At 73.3% G+C, this 16491-nt stretch carries 17 protein-coding genes and 1 riboswitch; of the genes, 8 read left to right on the top strand and 9 right to left on the bottom strand.

Annotation, left to right across the window (positions count from 1 at the left end; genetic code table 11):
• Positions 1-61 precede the first annotated feature (61 nt).
• The gene (locus ABTY15_RS19520) at positions 62-556 is read left to right on the top strand and encodes a hypothetical protein (RefSeq protein ID WP_350592434.1); all 495 of its coding nucleotides are present in this window, start codon (positions 62-64) and stop codon (positions 554-556) included.
• A gap of 39 nt (positions 557-595) precedes the next feature.
• Positions 596-1843, top strand: a complete 1248-nt coding sequence (locus tag ABTY15_RS19525) for a hypothetical protein (RefSeq protein ID WP_350592440.1) — start codon at positions 596-598, stop codon at positions 1841-1843.
• On the opposite strand, the gene ABTY15_RS19530 is transcribed toward ABTY15_RS19525, so the two are convergent.
• The 6 genes from ABTY15_RS19530 to ABTY15_RS19555 form a co-directional block, all read right to left on the bottom strand.
• A complete protein-coding gene (locus ABTY15_RS19530; protein WP_350592449.1) occupies positions 1818-2390 on the bottom strand; it encodes an NUDIX hydrolase in 573 nt (190 codons plus the stop codon). The two genes, ABTY15_RS19525 and ABTY15_RS19530, sit on opposite strands and share 26 nt — an antisense overlap.
• Before the next feature lie 82 nt (positions 2391-2472).
• Complete coding sequence (locus tag ABTY15_RS19535; protein ID WP_350592454.1) at positions 2473-3783, bottom strand: NRAMP family divalent metal transporter; 1311 nt, start codon at positions 3781-3783, stop codon at positions 2473-2475.
• Entirely contained in the window at positions 3780-5147 is a 1368-nt protein-coding gene (locus ABTY15_RS19540) for a magnesium transporter MgtE N-terminal domain-containing protein (RefSeq protein WP_350592465.1), read from the bottom strand. Before ABTY15_RS19540 ends, ABTY15_RS19535 begins: the two co-directional genes overlap by 4 nt.
• Before the next feature lie 342 nt (positions 5148-5489).
• A riboswitch (M-box (ykoK) riboswitch) is annotated at positions 5490-5665 on the bottom strand.
• A 138-nt stretch (positions 5666-5803) separates the two neighbouring features.
• Positions 5804-6733, bottom strand: coding sequence for a DUF8832 domain-containing protein (locus tag ABTY15_RS19545; protein WP_350592472.1), 930 nt, complete (start codon positions 6731-6733; stop codon positions 5804-5806).
• A gap of 118 nt (positions 6734-6851) precedes the next feature.
• A complete protein-coding gene (locus tag ABTY15_RS19550) occupies positions 6852-7295 on the bottom strand; it encodes a hypothetical protein (RefSeq protein ID WP_350592477.1) in 444 nt (147 codons plus the stop codon).
• Positions 7295-8407 (bottom strand): molybdopterin-dependent oxidoreductase, encoded by a 1113-nt coding sequence (locus ABTY15_RS19555; RefSeq protein ID WP_350592619.1) that lies wholly within the window; start codon positions 8405-8407, stop codon positions 7295-7297. Before ABTY15_RS19555 ends, ABTY15_RS19550 begins: the two co-directional genes overlap by 1 nt.
• A gap of 251 nt (positions 8408-8658) precedes the next feature.
• Here ABTY15_RS19555 and ABTY15_RS19560 point away from each other — a divergent pair, with 251 nt between their 5' ends.
• The 5 genes from ABTY15_RS19560 (at position 8659) to ABTY15_RS19580 (ending at position 13108) form a co-directional block, all read left to right on the top strand.
• Complete coding sequence (locus ABTY15_RS19560; protein WP_350592482.1) at positions 8659-10065, top strand: glycosyltransferase 87 family protein; 1407 nt, start codon at positions 8659-8661, stop codon at positions 10063-10065.
• Positions 10066-10152: 87 nt separating this feature from the next.
• Complete coding sequence (locus ABTY15_RS19565) at positions 10153-10869, top strand: molybdopterin-dependent oxidoreductase (protein ID WP_350592488.1); 717 nt, start codon at positions 10153-10155, stop codon at positions 10867-10869.
• Complete coding sequence (locus ABTY15_RS19570) at positions 10853-11536, top strand: cytochrome b/b6 domain-containing protein (RefSeq protein WP_350592493.1); 684 nt, start codon at positions 10853-10855, stop codon at positions 11534-11536. The genes ABTY15_RS19565 and ABTY15_RS19570 overlap by 17 nt, the downstream gene beginning before the upstream one ends.
• A 61-nt stretch (positions 11537-11597) precedes the next feature.
• Positions 11598-12380, top strand: coding sequence for a hypothetical protein (locus tag ABTY15_RS19575; RefSeq protein ID WP_350592495.1), 783 nt, complete (start codon positions 11598-11600; stop codon positions 12378-12380).
• Positions 12381-12442: 62 nt separating this feature from the next.
• Positions 12443-13108, top strand: coding sequence for a maltokinase N-terminal cap-like domain-containing protein (locus ABTY15_RS19580; RefSeq protein WP_350592498.1), 666 nt, complete (start codon positions 12443-12445; stop codon positions 13106-13108).
• Between the two features lie 53 nt (positions 13109-13161).
• Here ABTY15_RS19580 and ABTY15_RS19585 read toward each other — a convergent pair whose 3' ends face one another.
• From ABTY15_RS19585 to ABTY15_RS19595, 3 genes are all read right to left on the bottom strand, one after another.
• Positions 13162-13740, bottom strand: coding sequence for a TetR/AcrR family transcriptional regulator (locus ABTY15_RS19585; protein WP_350592503.1), 579 nt, complete (start codon positions 13738-13740; stop codon positions 13162-13164).
• A 108-nt stretch (positions 13741-13848) separates the two neighbouring features.
• Complete coding sequence (locus ABTY15_RS19590; RefSeq protein WP_350592508.1) at positions 13849-15240, bottom strand: amidase; 1392 nt, start codon at positions 15238-15240, stop codon at positions 13849-13851.
• On the bottom strand, positions 15227-15436 hold the full coding sequence (locus ABTY15_RS19595) for a hypothetical protein (RefSeq protein ID WP_350592514.1): 210 nt from the start codon (positions 15434-15436) through the stop codon (positions 15227-15229). The genes ABTY15_RS19590 and ABTY15_RS19595 overlap by 14 nt, the downstream gene beginning before the upstream one ends.
• 128 nt (positions 15437-15564) lie before the next feature.
• Here ABTY15_RS19595 and ABTY15_RS19600 point away from each other — a divergent pair, with 128 nt between their 5' ends.
• On the top strand, positions 15565-16464 hold the full coding sequence (locus ABTY15_RS19600) for an MBL fold metallo-hydrolase (protein ID WP_350592520.1): 900 nt from the start codon (positions 15565-15567) through the stop codon (positions 16462-16464).
• The last annotated feature ends 27 nt before the right edge of the window (positions 16465-16491 follow it).

Below are 16491 nucleotides of genomic sequence, written 5' to 3' on the forward strand. Positions count from 1 at the left end.
GCCGCCGCCACCGGCGGAAAGTGGCTGGTCACGGTGGGGTCGAGTCGGCAGGATGGCCGGCATGAGCGCCGCATTCACGATGGCCTGGCAGCACGCCGCAGGCCTGATCATGCCCGAGCAACTGCCCATGAGGGCCGCCGAGTTGTTGGCGGCCGGCGAGGACTCGCCGGCTCTTCGCGACCTGGCCGGGCGGTCCCGGCACGAGGACACCGCGGAGTTGGGGCAGCTGTTCCGGCAGACGTTGGCCGATCTCGGCCAGGACGTTCCGGACGAGGACACCGTCGGGCGGTGCCTGCTCCACCACCTGGCGGCCGGGCTGGAGGCCGGCGAGGTCACCGCCACGGAGGTCTGCACCCGGCTCTGGGACGGCGGCGCGGCCGAGACCGACCTGGAGAAGGCGTTCCTCAGGGCGGCCGTCGATGCGGTGGAATACGTCGACTACTACGAGCTCTACAACCCGGCGGCCTACCGGGCCTGGGAGGAGAAGCTGCGGGCGGCCGCTCGGGCGCTGGCCGCCGAGCGCGCGACCGGGCCGCTGGGGGCGGGCGGGTCGTAGCGCGTAGCGTGGTGTTCGAGGCCTGTGACGGAGGTTGAAATGCCTGTCAAGGAAATTCACGATCACGGCCGCGTTCTCCTGAGCGAGACCGAACACCACGGTCACCGGATCGACGATCCGGGCGACCTGCGGGCACGAATCGTGCAGCACGCACTGTTCGCCGGACATCTGGTGGTCACGGATTCGCAGGTGCTGAACAATGCGGCACTGCGCCCCTTGCTCGGCGAGCGGCACGAATCCGACGACCCGTCCTATCTGGCCGACCTGGCTGCGCTGGTCGGCGCCGACCTGCTCTTCGTGGCCCGGCGTGATTCGGCCGGCTCCCTCCGCGAGGTTCGCGACGGGCACGCGAGCAGAGACGTCCAGGGGGTGCCGAGCGAGGAGTACGCCGACACGATCGACGAGATCTCGGAAGGGCATCACGTTTTATATTCCGGCAGCAAGGTGTCCGACCGGTTCAAGGAGCGTACGGTCGAACACCTGAAGGCGCTCATCGAGCCGCCGGAGGACGACTTCGCCAGGACTCTGCGAGCAGCGGTGGGGTGGATCGACGAACAGGATCCCTTCTACTACAACTCCCTGCGGCAATGGTCGGCGCATTACGCCTCGCACAACGAGGCGGCGTCCGATCTGGCTCTTGAATCCGTGGAGAAGACGACCAACTGGGCGTACCGGACGGCAGTTCCCAGCGCGCTGGACGTTCCGATCGCGTGGGGCGCCGTGCACACGCCCACCACCGTCGCCGTCCGGGGTGATGTGCACCGGGATGATGAACTCATGCCGAGTTGGGAGCTCAATCCCCGGATCCTCAGGCGACTCCCCGCGGAGATCGTCTGTGAGTCCACCCAACTGGCGTCGCGCGGGGTGGTCGTGGAGCAGTTCGCCAGGGTCCACGCCCACCAGCAGGTGGACGCAAAGTCGCTGGAGGACAACGCCCGGGAATACCTGCACCACCTCCAGGCTGCGGCCCTGGCCGCGTTCCGTGGTTCGTATGACGAGGCACTGGACGCGGTGCGTGACGAGCGAGGCGCCAGGCTTCACGTCTCGATGTCCACGGAGGTGGGCGCCGTTGCCAGCTCTTTCATCACGCTGGGTAGCGCTGGTCTGGATGTGAAGGCGCTGATGTTGAACCTGTTGGCCGTGCCGGCGTCCGTGCTGGTCGACAGCAGGGAAGCCGGGCGCCAGCGGAGCAAGGACCGGATGCGCGAGTGGCTGGAGAAGGAGTGCGACCTTTCCGACGAGGCCAAGCTGCTCCGTGTCGTCAGTCGGGAGGAGCCGTTCGACTGAGCTCCGCCTGCACGGCCTGCGCCAGTGCGGTGGCGGCGATGGTGATGCCGCACCGCACCTTCCCCTGGGCCGTGGCGTCCAGCAGTTTCTGCGGGGTGAACCAGGCGGGTGCTCCGAGGGACTCCATGCGCTCGGGTGACTGCTTCTCGAAGTGGGGGCCGGTCACCTGGGCTTCGACGACGTGGACGGGGGTCTCGATGAGGCCGGTGTCGGCGAAGAGGGTGCCGACCTCGGTCACGACGGAGGCGCGCAGACCGGCCTCTTCCCACAGTTCCCTCGCGGCGGCCGCGTCGACCGTCTCGCCGTCCTCCTGGCCCCCGCGCGGGAGCTCCCAGGAAACATCGGCAACGGAATAGCGGAAAGAGGGAACCAGCGCGACCAGATCGCCCCACCGGGGGATCACCACCACGCCCGGATTCGCCCACCGCCACCTGAGGTACCGACCGGGCTTACCGCCGGCGGAGGTCACCTCGTCGTCGAAGAGGGTTCCGTGCGCGTTGCGGAAGACCTCCACCGCGCGCTGTCGCCGGATCGGGGCTGGCTGCATCGGACTCCTCGGAGATCGTGGCCGGGTTCAACTGTCCTCCGCCGCCGGTCGGCCTGCCACAGGCAGGCCACGGGCCGGCTGGTCAGCCGATCCCGAACCAGCCGAGGACGGTCTGGGCGAGCAGGACGGTGGACATGGCGGCCACGCCGACGACCACGGCGGTGGCCGCGATGCGGTAGCGGGGGCCGTTGACGGCGTCGCCCAGGACGGCGCGGCGGTTGGTGAGCACGAGCAGGTAGACCAGCACGATCGGGCTGATCAGGCCCTGGAGGACCTGGGTGCCGATGAGCAGCTGGATGACGTCGACGGGGGTGAGCGCGACGACGGCGCCGAGGGCGATCTGCGCGGTGAACAGGCCGAGGAACAGCGGGGCGTCGCGGAAGCTGCGGGAGACGGAGCGCTCGACGCCGGCGGCCTCGCCGATGGCGTAGCTGGCCGAGAGCGGTACGACGGCTCCGGCCAGGGCGGAGGCGCCGATGAGCCCGAAGGCGAACAGCAGCTCGGCCCCGTGCCCGGCGACCGGGGTGAGGGCCTCGGCGGCCTGAGCCGCGGACTCCAGCGGGCCGGTGCCGCCGATCGCGGCGGCGGTGGCGATGATGATGGTCAGGCTGATCAGGCAGGCGAACACCGCGCCGAGGACGGCGTCGGCGCGGATCAGCCGGTAGTCGGCCGGCTTGGCGCCGCGGTCGACGACACCGGCGGCGGCGTAGAACTGCATGTACGGGCTGACGGTCGTGCCGATGAGGGCGACGGCCAGCAGGATGAAGTCCTTGCTCGGTTCGAGGTGCGGGACGACCAGGTGCTCGCCGACCTGCCCCCAGTCGGGGCTGCCCAGGACCATGGCGACCGGGTAGGCGAAGAAGGCCAGCGACATGATCAGGAAGATGCGCTCGGCCCACTTGTAGGAGCCGAACAGCACCAGTGACCAGAGCAGGACGGCGGCCGGCGGGATGACCGCCCACTTGGGGACGCCGAGGAGCTCGAACGCGGCGCCGATGCCGGCGAACTCGCTGACCACCAGGCCGGTGTTGGCGAGCAGCAGGCAGAAGACGGCCAGTGCGGTGAGGCGGAGGCTGAACTGTTCGCGGATCAGGGCCCCGAGGCCCTTGCCGGTGTGGGCGCCGAGTCTGACGGCCATCTCCTGCACCATGACCAGGGCGACGGTGACCAGCACCATGAAGAACAGCGTGCCGTAGGTGAACTGGGCCCCGGCCGAGGCGTAGGTGGCGATCCCGGCGGCGTCGTTGCCGGCGTTGGCGGCGACCAGGCCGGGTCCGGCGACCATGGCGATGGCGGTGAAGCGGCGAAAGCCCTTGCGGCGGGGTGGAGTTGTCGAGGAACTGGGCAGAGCGGGAGTGGTGTCCAGATCGCGGGTGTCCAGATCGCGGGTCACTTGAGGAGCCTCCGGAAGTGCAGGCGCCCGCGCTCGGGCAGCAGCGAGTCGAGGATGTCGTCGGCCAGGATCCGGCCGAGCGGGCGCCCGGTGTCGTCGACCACGAGCAGGGAGGTGGCGCGGGCGGCGACCAGTTGGTCGGCGGCCTCGGCGAGCCGGGTGTCGGGCCGTACGGTGACCGGCGGGCCGAACTGTTCGAGCCACGCCACCAGGTCCGCGACCAGGGCGCTGTCCTCGGCCACCGCCAGGTCGAACAGCGGGAGGTCGCCGAGCAGCCGGCCCTCGTCGTCCAGGACGGCGACCGCGTCGATCTCGGTGCGGTGCTCGGCCTGCGCGGCCAGCTCCGCCCGTACCCGGGCGATGGTCTGGGCGGGGCGGGCGGTGACCGGCAGGGTGGTCATCGCGCCGCCCGCGGTGCCCTCGCGGTGGGTGAGCAGGGTGCGCAGCTCGGCGGCGTCGGGAGCGGGCATCCGGGCCAGCAGGGTCTCGCGCTCGCCGGGGTCGAGGTCGCGCAGCGCGTCCGCGGCCTCGTCCGGCTCCATCTCGTCGACCAGGCGGGCGGCGTGCTCGGGCGACACCTCGCGGAGCAGGTTCTCCAGCTCGGCGGGTTCCATCTCCTCCAGGGCGTCCGCGGCGTGCTCGGGCTCCAACCAGCCGAGCAGCTGCTGGCGTTCGTGGCGGCCGAGGTCCTCCAGGATGTCGGCGAGGTCGGCCGGGCGCAGCTGGTGCAGCGCCGAGCGGGAGGCGCGCAGCCGCACCTCGGCGGGGCCGTGGGTGGCCTGCTCGCCGAACGGGGCGACGGACTGCCAGTCCAGGACGCGGTCGGGGGTGGGGCGGACCTGCCAGCGGCGGGGGCCGAGCCGGCGCAGCAGCGTGGGCAGCGAGACGTCCACGCCGACCAGGACGGTGCGGTCGGCCAGCGGGGTCAGGTAGAGGTCGGCGGCGCGGGTGACCTGGACGCCGTCGACGTCCACCAGCTGGTGGTCCATCACATCGCGGGCGAGCAGCACCTCGCCGGGGCGCCGGACGAAGTCGCGCAGGTCGACGCGGGAGGTGCGCAGGCGGATCCGCCCGGCCTGGACCTTGTCGACGCGATCGGCGGCGAGGAAGGCGCGGCGCCGTCCTATTCGGATGATCAGACCGGTGACCGGGGGGTAGGGCTCGGGGCCGTAGAGGCGGGCGACCACGTCGACGACGCGGCCGACCTCCTCGCCGGACTGGTTGGTCACCGGGCCGCCGATCAGTCCGGCGACGGACACCAGCGAGTCCCGGACGGTGCGGGTGGCGGAGGCACGGCGCGCGACCTCGACCTTGCGGTCGCGCAGCCGGGCCGTGGCGGACATGAGCAGAGTGGCGGCAGCCACGAGGAACACCCCCTGGGCCCCGGCGGGAACGGGGCGGCGGGCAGCCCGGAACACGCCTGTCCGCCCCTGACGGCGGCAGCGCCGGGCCGGCCCGCGCGCACCGGAGCGTCACGTCCCGGGGATGCGGGACGGGCCCGGCGCGCTGGGCCGGGGAGGTCAGGGGAGGAGCGGGCGCTCCGGGCCGCGGAAGGACGGCGAGGAAAGCGTCGAGGACGACGGCGAGGGCAACGCAATGGGGGGCCGACTATGGCCCGGACTACTGTCCATTCCGCCTCCTCCCGATTCCGGCCGCGAAGGGGCTTCGCGGCGGCGCGGCAAGGGGAAACCAGGGCGACGGCCCCGGCTGCACCCCAACTCGTCAGAGCTTTGGCACTCCACGGCGTGTCCCCGGCCGCGCCGGGGAAGCCACTTGGGGTCACCCCTTGGGCCGGGGAGACCTGTCCTGATCCGGAGCGTCTCTCGACGGGTGGGATCAGTGGCCTGTGTCCGTGAAGACGCCTCACCGAACGAGGTGTCTGTTTCAAACCTGCCCAAGCATAGGCCCCCGCCGACCGCACGGCCCAATCCTTGACCGGACCTTGACTCCGGGACGACGGTGCTGACCAGCCCTCCTGCGACCCTGTGCCCCTGCGACCCGGGGGCCGGGCACGGTCGGGTCAGTCGACGTGCAGGGTGAGTTCGGCGGTGTGCAGGCGTCCGCCGGTCTGGAACTGGAGGAAGATCCGCCAGTTGCCCGGCTCGGCGAGCAGGGCCTGGAAGGTCAGGACCGGCCCGCCGTGGTCGCCGTTCACCGGGTCGGCCGGGTGGAGGTGCGCGAGGGCCTGGTCGCCCTCGTGGAAGGCGCTGAGGTGGGCGTAGCTGTCGAGGTAGGGCTGGAGGTCGGTGACCGGTCGGCCGTCCTGGCTGATGGTGGCGGTCAACTCGTGGGCGCCGGCCTTCGGTTGGGCGCGCAGGGTGACGGTGTAGCCGTCGACCGTGGTGGTGTCGGCCGGGGCGGGCAGCGGTAGCGCGACGGGCTCGCCGGGCACCGTGACGGTGCGGCTGAGCACGAGCTCCGGGGCGTGGTGGGAGCCGGTGTCGGGGATGAAGTCGGCGTACAGCCGCCAGCTGCCCGGCGCGAGGGCGGCGAGGTCGGCGGTCCAGGTGCCGTCCCCGGCCATCTCCGGGTGCAGGTGCTGGAAGCCGGTGAGGTCGGCGCGGATCGCGTAGAAGTGCAGCCGCTTGGTCTGGTGCTCGGCGAAGGCGGTGACGGGCGCGCCGTCCGGGCCGGTGACGGTGAACCGGAAGGCCGCCGGCCCGGCGGCGGGCAGCTCGGTGGTCAGGGCGTTCAGCCGGTAGCCGTCCTGCTCGGCGGCGAGTCCCCGGCCGGGGGCCGACGAGGCGCCGGGCATCCCCGGCATCCCCGGCATCCCCGGCATCCCCGGCATCCCTGGCATCGCGGCCTGCGGGGCGACGGACGGCCCGGACGGCCCGGGCGCGGCGGACGGCACGGCCGGAACGGATGCTGCCATCCCGAGCACCAGCAGCACGGGCACGCACGAGGCGAGCAGCCAACCCCGGGAGAACGGGCGAGGAGTAGCGGTCATCGGCGGTTCTTCCCGTGGTCGTCCGGGGCCGACGGATTCGGCCGCGCTACCGGGGAGACCGCCGACGGGCGGCCGCGATAACGAAAACCCCGCACGGGAACCAGGCGACGACCCGGCCTCAGGTCCGGCCCGCCCGCCGACTCGCCCGTTGCCCGGCCTGGCGACTCGCCCGCCGGCCGCGCCACCGCCGCACCACGGCGAACAGCACCGCGAGGGCGGCGGTGGCGGCGAGGACCAGCAGCCAGTTGCGCAGATAGGGCAGCGGCAGCACGGACGGGTTGCCGTGGTCGTCGTCGGCGCGCAGGACGGCGGGCAGCCCGACGGCGGTGACGGCGGCCGCGACGATCAGCCAGCCGCGCAGCACCGGCCCGCGCGCCAGGTACGCGCCGACCAGGCAGAGCAGCGGCACCCAGAGGCCGTCGTGCAGCACCAGCCCGCCGACCGCCCAGCCGAGCACGTCGAGCGGGTCGGTGATGTACGCGTCGGCGAGCAGCCCGGACAGGCCGTAGCCGATCAGGGCGAGGCCGCCGGCGAGCAGGGTGAGGCGGAGCCAGCGGATCATCAGATCACCTCGATCCGGACGACCCACTTGGTCTGCAGGACGCCGGGCCGGTTGGGCGCGATGATCCGCGCGGGGTAGCCGTGGTCCGCCGTCAGCACCTGGCCGTTGACGCGCAGGGCGAGTAGGGTGAGCGGGTCGTCGGCGTACTGCGCGGGCATCTCCATCACCCGGTACGGGCCGTCGGCCTCCAGCGAGGTGACCCGGACGGCCGAGCCGGCCGGCGCGCCCGCCCGGGCGAGCAGGTCGGCGATCCGGACGCCCGTCCAGCGCGCCGAGGCACTCCAGCCCTCGACGCAGGCGATCGGCAACTCGGCTTCGGTCTGCGGCAGTCGGGCGAGCTCGTCGAGGGTGAGCCGGTACGGGCGGGGGCCGTCGACGTGCAGCTGCCAGTCGGCGGGGACGGTCACCGTGCCGGCCTGGGCGGCGGTCCGGTTGACCGGCAGGCCGAGCTCCCCGACGTCGGGGCGGCGCGGGGCCAGCAGGTCGGAGCGGCGCAACCAGGGGACGGTCTGTCCGGCGGTGGTGAGGGTGACGACGCCGACCGCTGCGGTCACCGAGGTGAGGAAGGCCCGCCGCCCGGCGAGTGCCGGGACGGCCCGGCGCCACCAGTGCGCCGCGATGGTCGGCGCCTTCGCGGCGATGTGGACGAGCAGCCCGCCAGTGGCCAGCCAGCCCAGCCAGAAGTGGGTCTGCCGGAAAGGGAACAGCCATGGGTACCACTGGAGGGTGTTGAGCAGCCCGGTGAACAGTTCCAGCAGCAGCGCCGCCACCAGGACGGCGATGCCGAGGCGTTCCAGTGCGTGCAGCACGCTGCGGGCGGGCGGCCACTCGAAGAGCCGGGGGTAGACCGTCCAGAGTTTCGCGCCGGTCAGCGGGATGGCGGCGATGCCGCTGATGACGTGCAGCCCCTGGGTGACCCGGTAGCCGTCCGCCGGGCGCGGCGGCAGGTGGTCGACCAGCCAGCCCGGCGGGTCCTGGAGCACGTGGCTGGCCAGCCCGGTCAGGAAGCAGACCAGCAGCGCACCGCCCAGCCAGCGGCCGAGGACGACGGTGGTGCGCGGCTCGTGCAGCGGCGAGCGGAACGCCCCGGCCCGGAACGGGCCCCGGCGCAGTGATTCGGGTGGCGCCGGGAGTTGCCGGAGCGACGAAAGCGACGGAAGCGAGGGGAGCGACGGAAGCGAGGGGCGCGACGGCAGCGACGGGCGGAGGCGGCGGCGCCGCGGCGGCTCGGCGGGGGATTGGGATTCCACCGCTCCATCGAAGCGCGTGGCGCCGCCCGATCGGAGGTGCGACGTGCTTACGGAATCCGAACGGGGCCTCGCCGCTGCGGGGGTGACCCGTCGTCCGGTGCGAGGGTGGCCGGGTGCCGAACCACCCTGTGCTGAACCGGTCCCTCCTGCCGTCCGCCCTCCTGCCCTGCGTGCTCGCCCTCGCCGCGCTGGTGGTCGCGCTCGCCGCGACCGTCACCGGCGGCGGCACGCTCGGCGACCGCTCCGCCCTCCCCGCCTGGTACCTGCTCGACGCCGCACTGTTCGCGCTCGCCGTGCTGCTGCTGCGCCGGGTGCCCGACCGCCGCCGGGTGGTGCCGCTGGTGCTGGCGGGCGGGGTCGCCGTCGCCGCCGTGGGGCTGCTGGCGCCGCCGCGCACCAGCGACGACGCCTACCGCTACGTCTGGGACGGCCGGGTCCAGGCGGCGGGCGTCTCGCCGTACGCCCACGCCCCGGACGACCCGGCGCTGGCCCGGCTGCGCGACCCGGGCCTGTTCCCGCCGGGCGACACCTGCGCGGCCTGGGACGAACGGCGGACGGCCGCCGGGGACTGCACCCGGATCAACCGGCCCGCCGTCCGGACCATCTACCCGCCGGTGGCGGAGGCGTGGTTCCTGGCCGTGCACCCCCTCGGCGGCGGGGTGCGCGGGGTCCAGGCGGCCGGCGCGCTGCTGGCGGTGGCGACCACCGGGGTCCTGCTGCTGGTGGGGCGGGCGGAGCCGTGGCGGGCCGCGCTCTGGGCGTGGTGCCCGGGCGTCACGGTGTGGGCGGTCAACGACGCGCACGTCGACACCCTGGGCGCGCTGCTGATGGTCGCTGGGCTGGGCTGCGCGGCCCGGGGGAGGGCGGCTCCGGGCGGACCCTTGTGGGCGGGGGTGCTGCTCGGCGGGGCGGTCGCCACCAAGCTGCTGCCGGCCCTGGCACTGCCCGGCGCGTTCTCCGGCCTGCTCGCCCGGCGGCCGGGCCGGCGCGAGGCCGTCCGCGCCGCCACCGTCCTCGCCGCCGGTGTGCTCGGCGCCGACGTGCTGGCGTACCTGCCCTACGTCGTCGCCTCGGGCCCCGGCGTGCTGGGCTACCTGCCCGGCTACCTGCGGGAGGAGGGGTACGACCAGGGGCACCTCGACCGGTTCGGCCTGCTCCGCCTGGTGCTGCCGGACCGGCTGGCCCCCTGGGCGGCGGGGCTGGTGCTGGCGGCGGTGGTGCTCGGGGTGCTGCGCCGGGGCGACCGGGACCGCCCGTGGGCGGGCGCCCTGCTGGTGACCGGGACGGCGCTGCTGCTGGTCGCGCCCGGCTACCCCTGGTACGGGCTGCTGGTGGTGGCGCTGGTCGCGCTCGACGGCCGCTGGGAGTGGCTGGCCGTCCCGGCGGCCGGGCAGGTGCTCTACCTGGCAGGTGGGAGCCGGGTGCAGCAGGCCGCGTACGGCGCCGCGCTGGCCGTGGTCCTCGCGGGCCTGCTGGTGCGGCGGGCGTACGCACCGGTGCCGAATGTGACGAAACGCTGACGTCCTCGCCCCCGCCCTGGCGCCCGACCGCCCTGACCTGGTCGAATCGGGCTCGTGGACGAGGACGTACCGGATGAGGAACGCGACATGCGAGCGGACGCGGAGGAGCCCGGACGGGGCACCCCGGTCGGCCGCCGGGTGGTGCTGGGCCTGCTCGGGCTCGGCGCGCTGGGCGTCGCGGCCGGACCGTACCTCCAGCGGGCGCAGGAGGCCGTGGCCGGGAAGGACCCGACCGGGCTGACCGGCCTGCTCCCCGGCGGTGGCGGCTTCCGGTACTACTCGGTGGCCTCCTCGGTGCCCGAGCGGACCGCCGAGGACTACACGCTGACCGTGGACGGCCTGGTGGACCGCCCCGGCGGCTACCGGCTCGCCGACCTGCGGGCGATGCCGCAGCGCCGGATCGTGCGGGACGTGCAGTGCGTCACCGGCTGGCGGGTGCCCGAGACCCCCTTCGAGGGCGTGCCGCTCGCGCACCTGCTGGACGCCGCCGGGGTGCGCCCGGGCGCCGGGGCGGTGCGGTTCAGCTGCTTCGACGGCGTGTACACCGAGAGCCTGACCCTGGCACAGGCGCGCCGCGACGACGTCCTGGTGGCACTGCGGATGCGCGACGAGGAGATCGCGCACGCGCACGGCGGCCCGGTCCGGCTCTACGTCGCACCGATGTACTTCTACAAGTCGGCGAAGTGGCTGTCCGGGATCACCGTCACGGAGTCCGTGCAGCCGGGTTACTGGGAGCGGAACGGTTATGACGTCGACGCCTGGGTCGGCCGGTCGAACGGACGTGACGATGCGCCGACCGCCTGAGCTCCTGCTCCGGTTCACCCGCGCCGAGCGCTGGGTGCACCGCACCACCGCCGCGCTGATGCTGACTTGCCTGGCCACCGCCGCCTGCCTCTACCTGCCGCCGCTGGCCGAACTGGTCGGCCGCAGACGGCTGGTGGTGACCGTGCACGTGTGGTGCGGGCTGGCGCTGCCGGTCCCGCTGCTGCTCGGCCTCGCCTCCCGGGCGCTGCGCGCGGACGTCACCCGGCTCGGCCGGTTCACCCCGGCCGACTGGGCCTGGCTGCGGGCCGTCCGGGCCCGCCGCACCGGGCTGGGCCCGGCGGGCCCAGCGAGTTTCGCGGGCAAGTTCAACGCCGGGCAGAAGCTGTACGCGCAGTGGACGCTCGGCTCGATGCTGGTGATCCTCGGCACCGGCCTGATCATGTGGCTGACCCACCTCACCCCGCCCGCCTGGCGCACCGGCGCCACCTTCGTCCACGACTGGCTGGCCGCCGCCATCGCCACCGTCGTCGCCGGCCACGTCTGGATGGCGATGCGCGACCCGGAGGCCCGGCTCGGCATGCGCACCGGGCTGGTCGACCGCCGGTGGGCCGAGCGCGAGCACCCGCTCTGGCGGCATCAGCAGCATCAGCATCGGCATCCGGTGGATGACGGCCGCCCCGTTGAACGCGAGCTGCCCGGGCAGTGAACGGGAGGTGACTCGGCGATCCGAGGTGCGCGAGGGAGGTGGGACGCGCTACGTTCACCCGATGATCAACACGGGGGAACGCGCCGACCGGAGCTGGTGGGCGCTCGTACGAAGAACGACGGCGGCCAGTTGGTGGCAACTGCTCCTGGTGCACACGGCCGTCGCGGGGGCCTTCCTGGGCCTGGAGAAACTGAGCACCCAGCTGCTGCGGTCCGGTGAGCTTTCCGGGGCCCACCTGCTGACGGTGGTCGCCGGCGGCCTGGTCACCGCCTGGGGTTGGTCCGTCAGCCTGCGGATCCTGGACGGCGGCGGTCTGCTGAGGGCGCTCCGGCCGGCCCCGCTCCGGCTCGGGCGGCTCTGGTGCTGGCTGGTGGCGCTGAACATCTCCGGTCTGACGGTGGTGGTGGTGATGTCCGACCTGACCACCTACTCCACCTTCCTGATTTCGCCCGAGATGAAGGCGATCCAGCTGCTGACCCTGTACCTGGCGTTCGCCGGCGCGCTGCTGCCGATGGCGGTCCTGCTGGAGGGGCGGGGCATCGTCCGGGGCCTGCGACTGTCCCACGGCGGCTGGCGCACCGTCCTGCGGGTGCTGCCGGTGCTGCTGCTCGGCTGGATCGTCTCCGGGGTGATGAACGAGCGGGAGACGCTCGCGCTCGTCGTCTACCCGCGCCCGACCGGCATCGTCGCGGAGCAGGTGGAGCGGTTCCTGGTCGAGGTCGGACAGGGCGCGCTCACCGCGATCCTGCTGTACGCCGCCTACCGGCTCGCCGCACCGAAGCCGAACCCGAACCCGGCGACCCACGACGACCACCACCCCGAGTACATGGACCACGTCGGCTAGGGCCTTCTCCGACTGGCAAGATGCGAAGGCCGTATCCGATCAAGGAACAGGGGACTCCCGGCATGGCCGTCATCCACCAGACCGAACTCAAGCCGACCAAGCTGGAGCTGCTCACCTCCTGGCTGCCCTCCCGGCCGTGGTACCTCGGCGGTCCGGGCGAACCCGAGCTGGCCAAGGCCGGCGGCTTCCGGCTGGACGACCCGGAGGGGGAGGTCGGGATCGAGTTCATGGTGGTCACCGACACCTCCGGCACCCACCCGACCAGCTACCTGCTGCCGCTCACCTACCGCGGCGCCCCGCTCGACGGGGCGGAGCACGCCCTCGTCGGCACCATGGAACACGGGGTGCTGGGGCGGCGCTGGGCCTACGACGGCTGCCACGACCCGGTGCTGCTCGCCCAGTTGCCGGCCCTGATCGGGGGCGGCATCGAGGCCCAGCACCAGAACGCCAGCGACACCCCCGACCGCGAGATCACCCGCTCCTGGACCGGCGACGGCTCCGTCCCCACCGACTTCTCCACCGCTGCCACCGACGACCAGGACGGCACCGAACTGTCCGGGCCGCACGGCGCGACCCTCCGCCTGCACCGGGTCCTGACCCCGGCCCCGGACGGCACGCCCGTCCTCCCGCCGGGAGCGACCGGCCACGTCGCCGGCGCCTGGCAGGCCCCGGACGGCACCCGCGCCCGCGGGCTGTTCGTGGTCCTGCACACCGACCCGCGCGGCTAGCGCCTGACCCTGGGGTCTGACCCGGGGGCGGCGCCCACGGCGACCGCCCCCGGTCACCGGCCGGCGGCCTCCCCGCCTGCGCCGAGGAACTCGGCCACGAGCCGACGGCCGTACGCGGCGTCGAGCCCGGCCGGACGGAAGAGGATGCGGTACATCAACGGGGCGACGAGGCGGTCCATGGCCGTCTCGACGTCGGGAACGTGCTCCCCGCGCTCGCTCGCGCGGGCCAGGATGGCGTCGATCTGTTCGGCCGCGTAGGCCGAGCACTGACCGGCGTTGCCACCGTCCGGGTCGCCGAGCAGAGCGTCGCGGACGTAGGCGCGGCCCGGAGGGGACGCCATCTCGTCGAGGAACTGCTCGGCCCAGGCCGTCAGGTCGGACCTCAGGTCACCGTGATCCTCCGGCGCCGTGTCGGGCCGTAGGTGCTCCACCGCGACATCCGACAGCAGCTCCTGGAGGTCACCCCAGCGGCGGTAGATCGTCGAGGGGGTGACTCCTGCGCGTTCGGCGACCAGCGGCACCGTCAGCGCGTCGCGGCCCACCTCCGACAGGAGTTCGCGCACAGCGGTGTGCACCGATGCCTGGACCCGGGCGCTGCGTCCGCCGGGACGCACCATCTGCTTGCGACTCATGGCTCCAGCTTAATGCGCAATCATTGCGTTTAAAGCGCATGCTCGACGGCTGCGCCCTGTCCCGGCGCGCCCCTGCGCCGGAGCCCTCGCCCGATCTCGCCGCCGCTCTCAGGCCACCGGCGCGAGCGCCCGGGCGGGCCGGGTCTGCTCGTAGGCGTGACCGGTCCGCAGCAGTGTGCGTTCCCCGAGCGGTCGGCCGAGCAGCTGCATGCCGATCGGCAGGCCCGCCCTGTCGTGGCCGACCGGGACGGACAGGGCGGGCACCCCGGTGATGTTGGCGGGGGCGGACAGACGCACGTAGGCGTCGGAGACGCTCTCGACCGTGCCGTCGGGCCAGGTGGTCGTCTCCTCCCCGGCCTTCACCGCGGTCATCGGGACCGTCGGGGCGGCGATCACGTCGACCTCCTCCAGGAGGCGGGCCCACTCCTGTCGCATCAGCGTCCGGGAGCGCTGGGCGCGCAGGTAGTCGCCGCCGGTCATCAGCTCGCCCGCTTCCAGGAGGATGCGGACGTCCGCCTGGTACAGCTCGGGGACCGCACGCAGGCTGCCCTGGTGGTAGGCCGATGCTTCCGGCACCATCAGGCCCCACTGGGTGGCCTTGATGTAGCGGGTCATCGGGATGTCGATGTCGACGAGCTGCGCGCCGAGCGCTTCCAGCTGTCCGATGGCGCGCCGGACGGTGGCCTCCACCTCCGGGTCGACGTGGTCGAAGTAGTAGCTGCGTGGCAGGCCGATGCGCAGCCCCGTCAGGTCCGTGCCCGCGCCCGGTCGGTAGTCCACGGCGGGGGTGGCCAGCGAGGCGGGGTCGTGCGGGTCGTACCCGGCGAGGGCGGTCAGGACCAGGGCCGCGTCCTCGACGGTCCGGGTGATCGGGCCGACGTGGTCCAGCGACCAGGACAGGGACGTGACGCCGTGGCGGGGGACGAGGCCGTAGGTCGGCTTGAGGCCGACGACGCCGTTGAGTGCGGCCGGTACGCGGATCGAACCTCCGGTGTCGGTGCCCAGGGCGAAGGTCGCCGAGCCCGAAGCGACGGCGACGGCGGACCCGCCGCTCGACCCGCCGGCGACCCGGCCGCGGTCCCAGGCGTTACTGGTCTGCGGGGTGGTCAGGCCGAAGGCGAACTCGTGGGTGTGTGTCTTGCCGAGCAGGATCGCGCCGGCCGTCGTGAGGCGCGCGGCGACCGTGCTGTCGGCCTGTGCCCGATGGTCGGCGCGGACCCGGGAGCTGGCCGTGGTGGGCAGTCCGGCGACGTCGATCAGGTCCTTGAGTCCCAGCGGGATGCCGTGCAACGGCCCCCGGTAGCAGCCCCGGGCCGCTTCGCGCTCGGCCTCGCGCGCGGCCAGGCGTGCCCGCTCGGCGGTGACCGTGACGTAGGCGCCGAGGTGCGGCTCCACCTGCTCGATGCGCTCGAGGACGGAGTCCACCAGCTCGACGGGGGACAGTCGGCGGGCCCTGATCGCCTGCGCGGCGTCGGCGAGGGACAGCTCATACGGCTGCATCGTGCGTCCCCTCTCCCACGCGGAGGGCGCCGGCGGGTGGGGTGTCCCCGAAGTCCAGCTCCCGCAGGACCGTGACGACGGAGTGGATGTGGTCGGCGGTGGCTGCGACCGCGGTGTGGCGGTCCTCGGGCAGCGGAAGACCGGCCCGGGCGGCCCAGCGGGCGGCCTCGGGCGGCGTGAGTCCAGCGGAGGACACGGTTTCCCTCCTGATCGGGGGTGGGGTGGCGGAGCGACCCGGCCAAAAGCCAAGGGTTTGCTTTAGTGTGACTGTAGGTTCTAGGGTCCCTTAAAGCAAATACATTGCATTTAAGGAAGCGACCAACCATGCAGACTTCCCTCGCCACCTCCGTCCCCTCCTGGGCCGTGGGCGATGTCACCGTCCACCGCGTCGACGAGATCCCCCTGCCGCCCGCGACCGGACCGTGGCTGCTGCCCGACGCCACCCCCGAGGTGGTGGCCGGCCAGCAGTGGCTGCACCCCGATTTCGCCGACCACGAAGGCGTCCTGCGCCTCGACAGCCACAGCTTCGCGTTCGTCGTGGACGGGCTGCGCGTTCTCGTCGACACCGGCATCGGCAACGGCAAGGAGCGGGCCAACCCGGCCTGGCACAACCTGCGGACGGACTTCCTGGAACGTCTCACCGCCGCCGGATTCCCCCCGGAGTCCGTCGACCTGGTGATCCTCACCCACCTGCACGCCGACCACGTCGGTTGGAACACCCGGAACGTCAACGGCGAATGGGTTCCCACCTTCCCCAACTCCCGCTACCTCACCTCCCGCGCCGAGCGGGAGTTCTGGGCCGGGTACGACATGGAGGAGGCGCGCCGGCAGATGTTCCGCGACTCCGTGATCCCGGTCGAGCAGGCGGGGCTGCTGGACACGATCGACGTCCCGGCCGGGGGCGTCGAGATCGCCCGGGGCCTGCGCCTGATCCCCACCCCCGGCCACACCCCCGGCCACCTCGCCGTCGAACTGACCAGCCGGGGTGGGGCGGCGCTGATCACCGGAGACTGCATCCACCACCCGGTCCAGCTCGCCCACCCCGCCGTCGGCGCCTGCGTCGACATCGACCCGCGACAGTCCGAGGCCACCCGTCGAGAACTGCTCGGCTCCCTCGCCGGGACCGACACCCTCCTCCTCGGCACCCACTTCGCGCCGCCCACCGCCGGCCGCGTGGTCGCGCACGAGGACGCCTACCGGCTTCAGCCCGTCCCCGCCGCCTGAGACCGGCGAGCCGCCCCGCCGGACCTC

The sequence above is a fragment of the Kitasatospora sp. NPDC097643 genome (assembly GCF_040302625.1).
Classification (GTDB): Bacteria; Actinomycetota; Actinomycetes; order Streptomycetales; family Streptomycetaceae; genus Kitasatospora.

Bases quoted from the DNA above. Each gene is read 5' to 3' on its own strand.
- ABTY15_RS19520 (WP_350592434.1), top strand. From the start codon at position 62: ATGAGCGCCGCATTCACGATGGCCTGGCAGCACGCCGCAGGCCTGATC.
- ABTY15_RS19525 (WP_350592440.1), top strand. From the start codon at position 596: ATGCCTGTCAAGGAAATTCACGATCACGGCCGCGTTCTCCTGAGCGAG.
- ABTY15_RS19530 (WP_350592449.1), bottom strand. From the start codon at position 2,390: ATGCAGCCAGCCCCGATCCGGCGACAGCGCGCGGTGGAGGTCTTCCGC.
- ABTY15_RS19545 (WP_350592472.1), bottom strand. From the start codon at position 6,733: ATGACCGCTACTCCTCGCCCGTTCTCCCGGGGTTGGCTGCTCGCCTCG.
- ABTY15_RS19550 (WP_350592477.1), bottom strand. From the start codon at position 7,295: ATGATCCGCTGGCTCCGCCTCACCCTGCTCGCCGGCGGCCTCGCCCTG.
- ABTY15_RS19565 (WP_350592488.1), top strand. From the start codon at position 10,153: ATGCGAGCGGACGCGGAGGAGCCCGGACGGGGCACCCCGGTCGGCCGC.
- ABTY15_RS19570 (WP_350592493.1), top strand. From the start codon at position 10,853: ATGCGCCGACCGCCTGAGCTCCTGCTCCGGTTCACCCGCGCCGAGCGC.
- ABTY15_RS19575 (WP_350592495.1), top strand. From the start codon at position 11,598: ATGATCAACACGGGGGAACGCGCCGACCGGAGCTGGTGGGCGCTCGTA.
- ABTY15_RS19580 (WP_350592498.1), top strand. From the start codon at position 12,443: ATGGCCGTCATCCACCAGACCGAACTCAAGCCGACCAAGCTGGAGCTG.
- ABTY15_RS19585 (WP_350592503.1), bottom strand. From the start codon at position 13,740: ATGAGTCGCAAGCAGATGGTGCGTCCCGGCGGACGCAGCGCCCGGGTC.
- ABTY15_RS19590 (WP_350592508.1), bottom strand. From the start codon at position 15,240: ATGCAGCCGTATGAGCTGTCCCTCGCCGACGCCGCGCAGGCGATCAGG.
- ABTY15_RS19600 (WP_350592520.1), top strand. From the start codon at position 15,565: ATGCAGACTTCCCTCGCCACCTCCGTCCCCTCCTGGGCCGTGGGCGAT.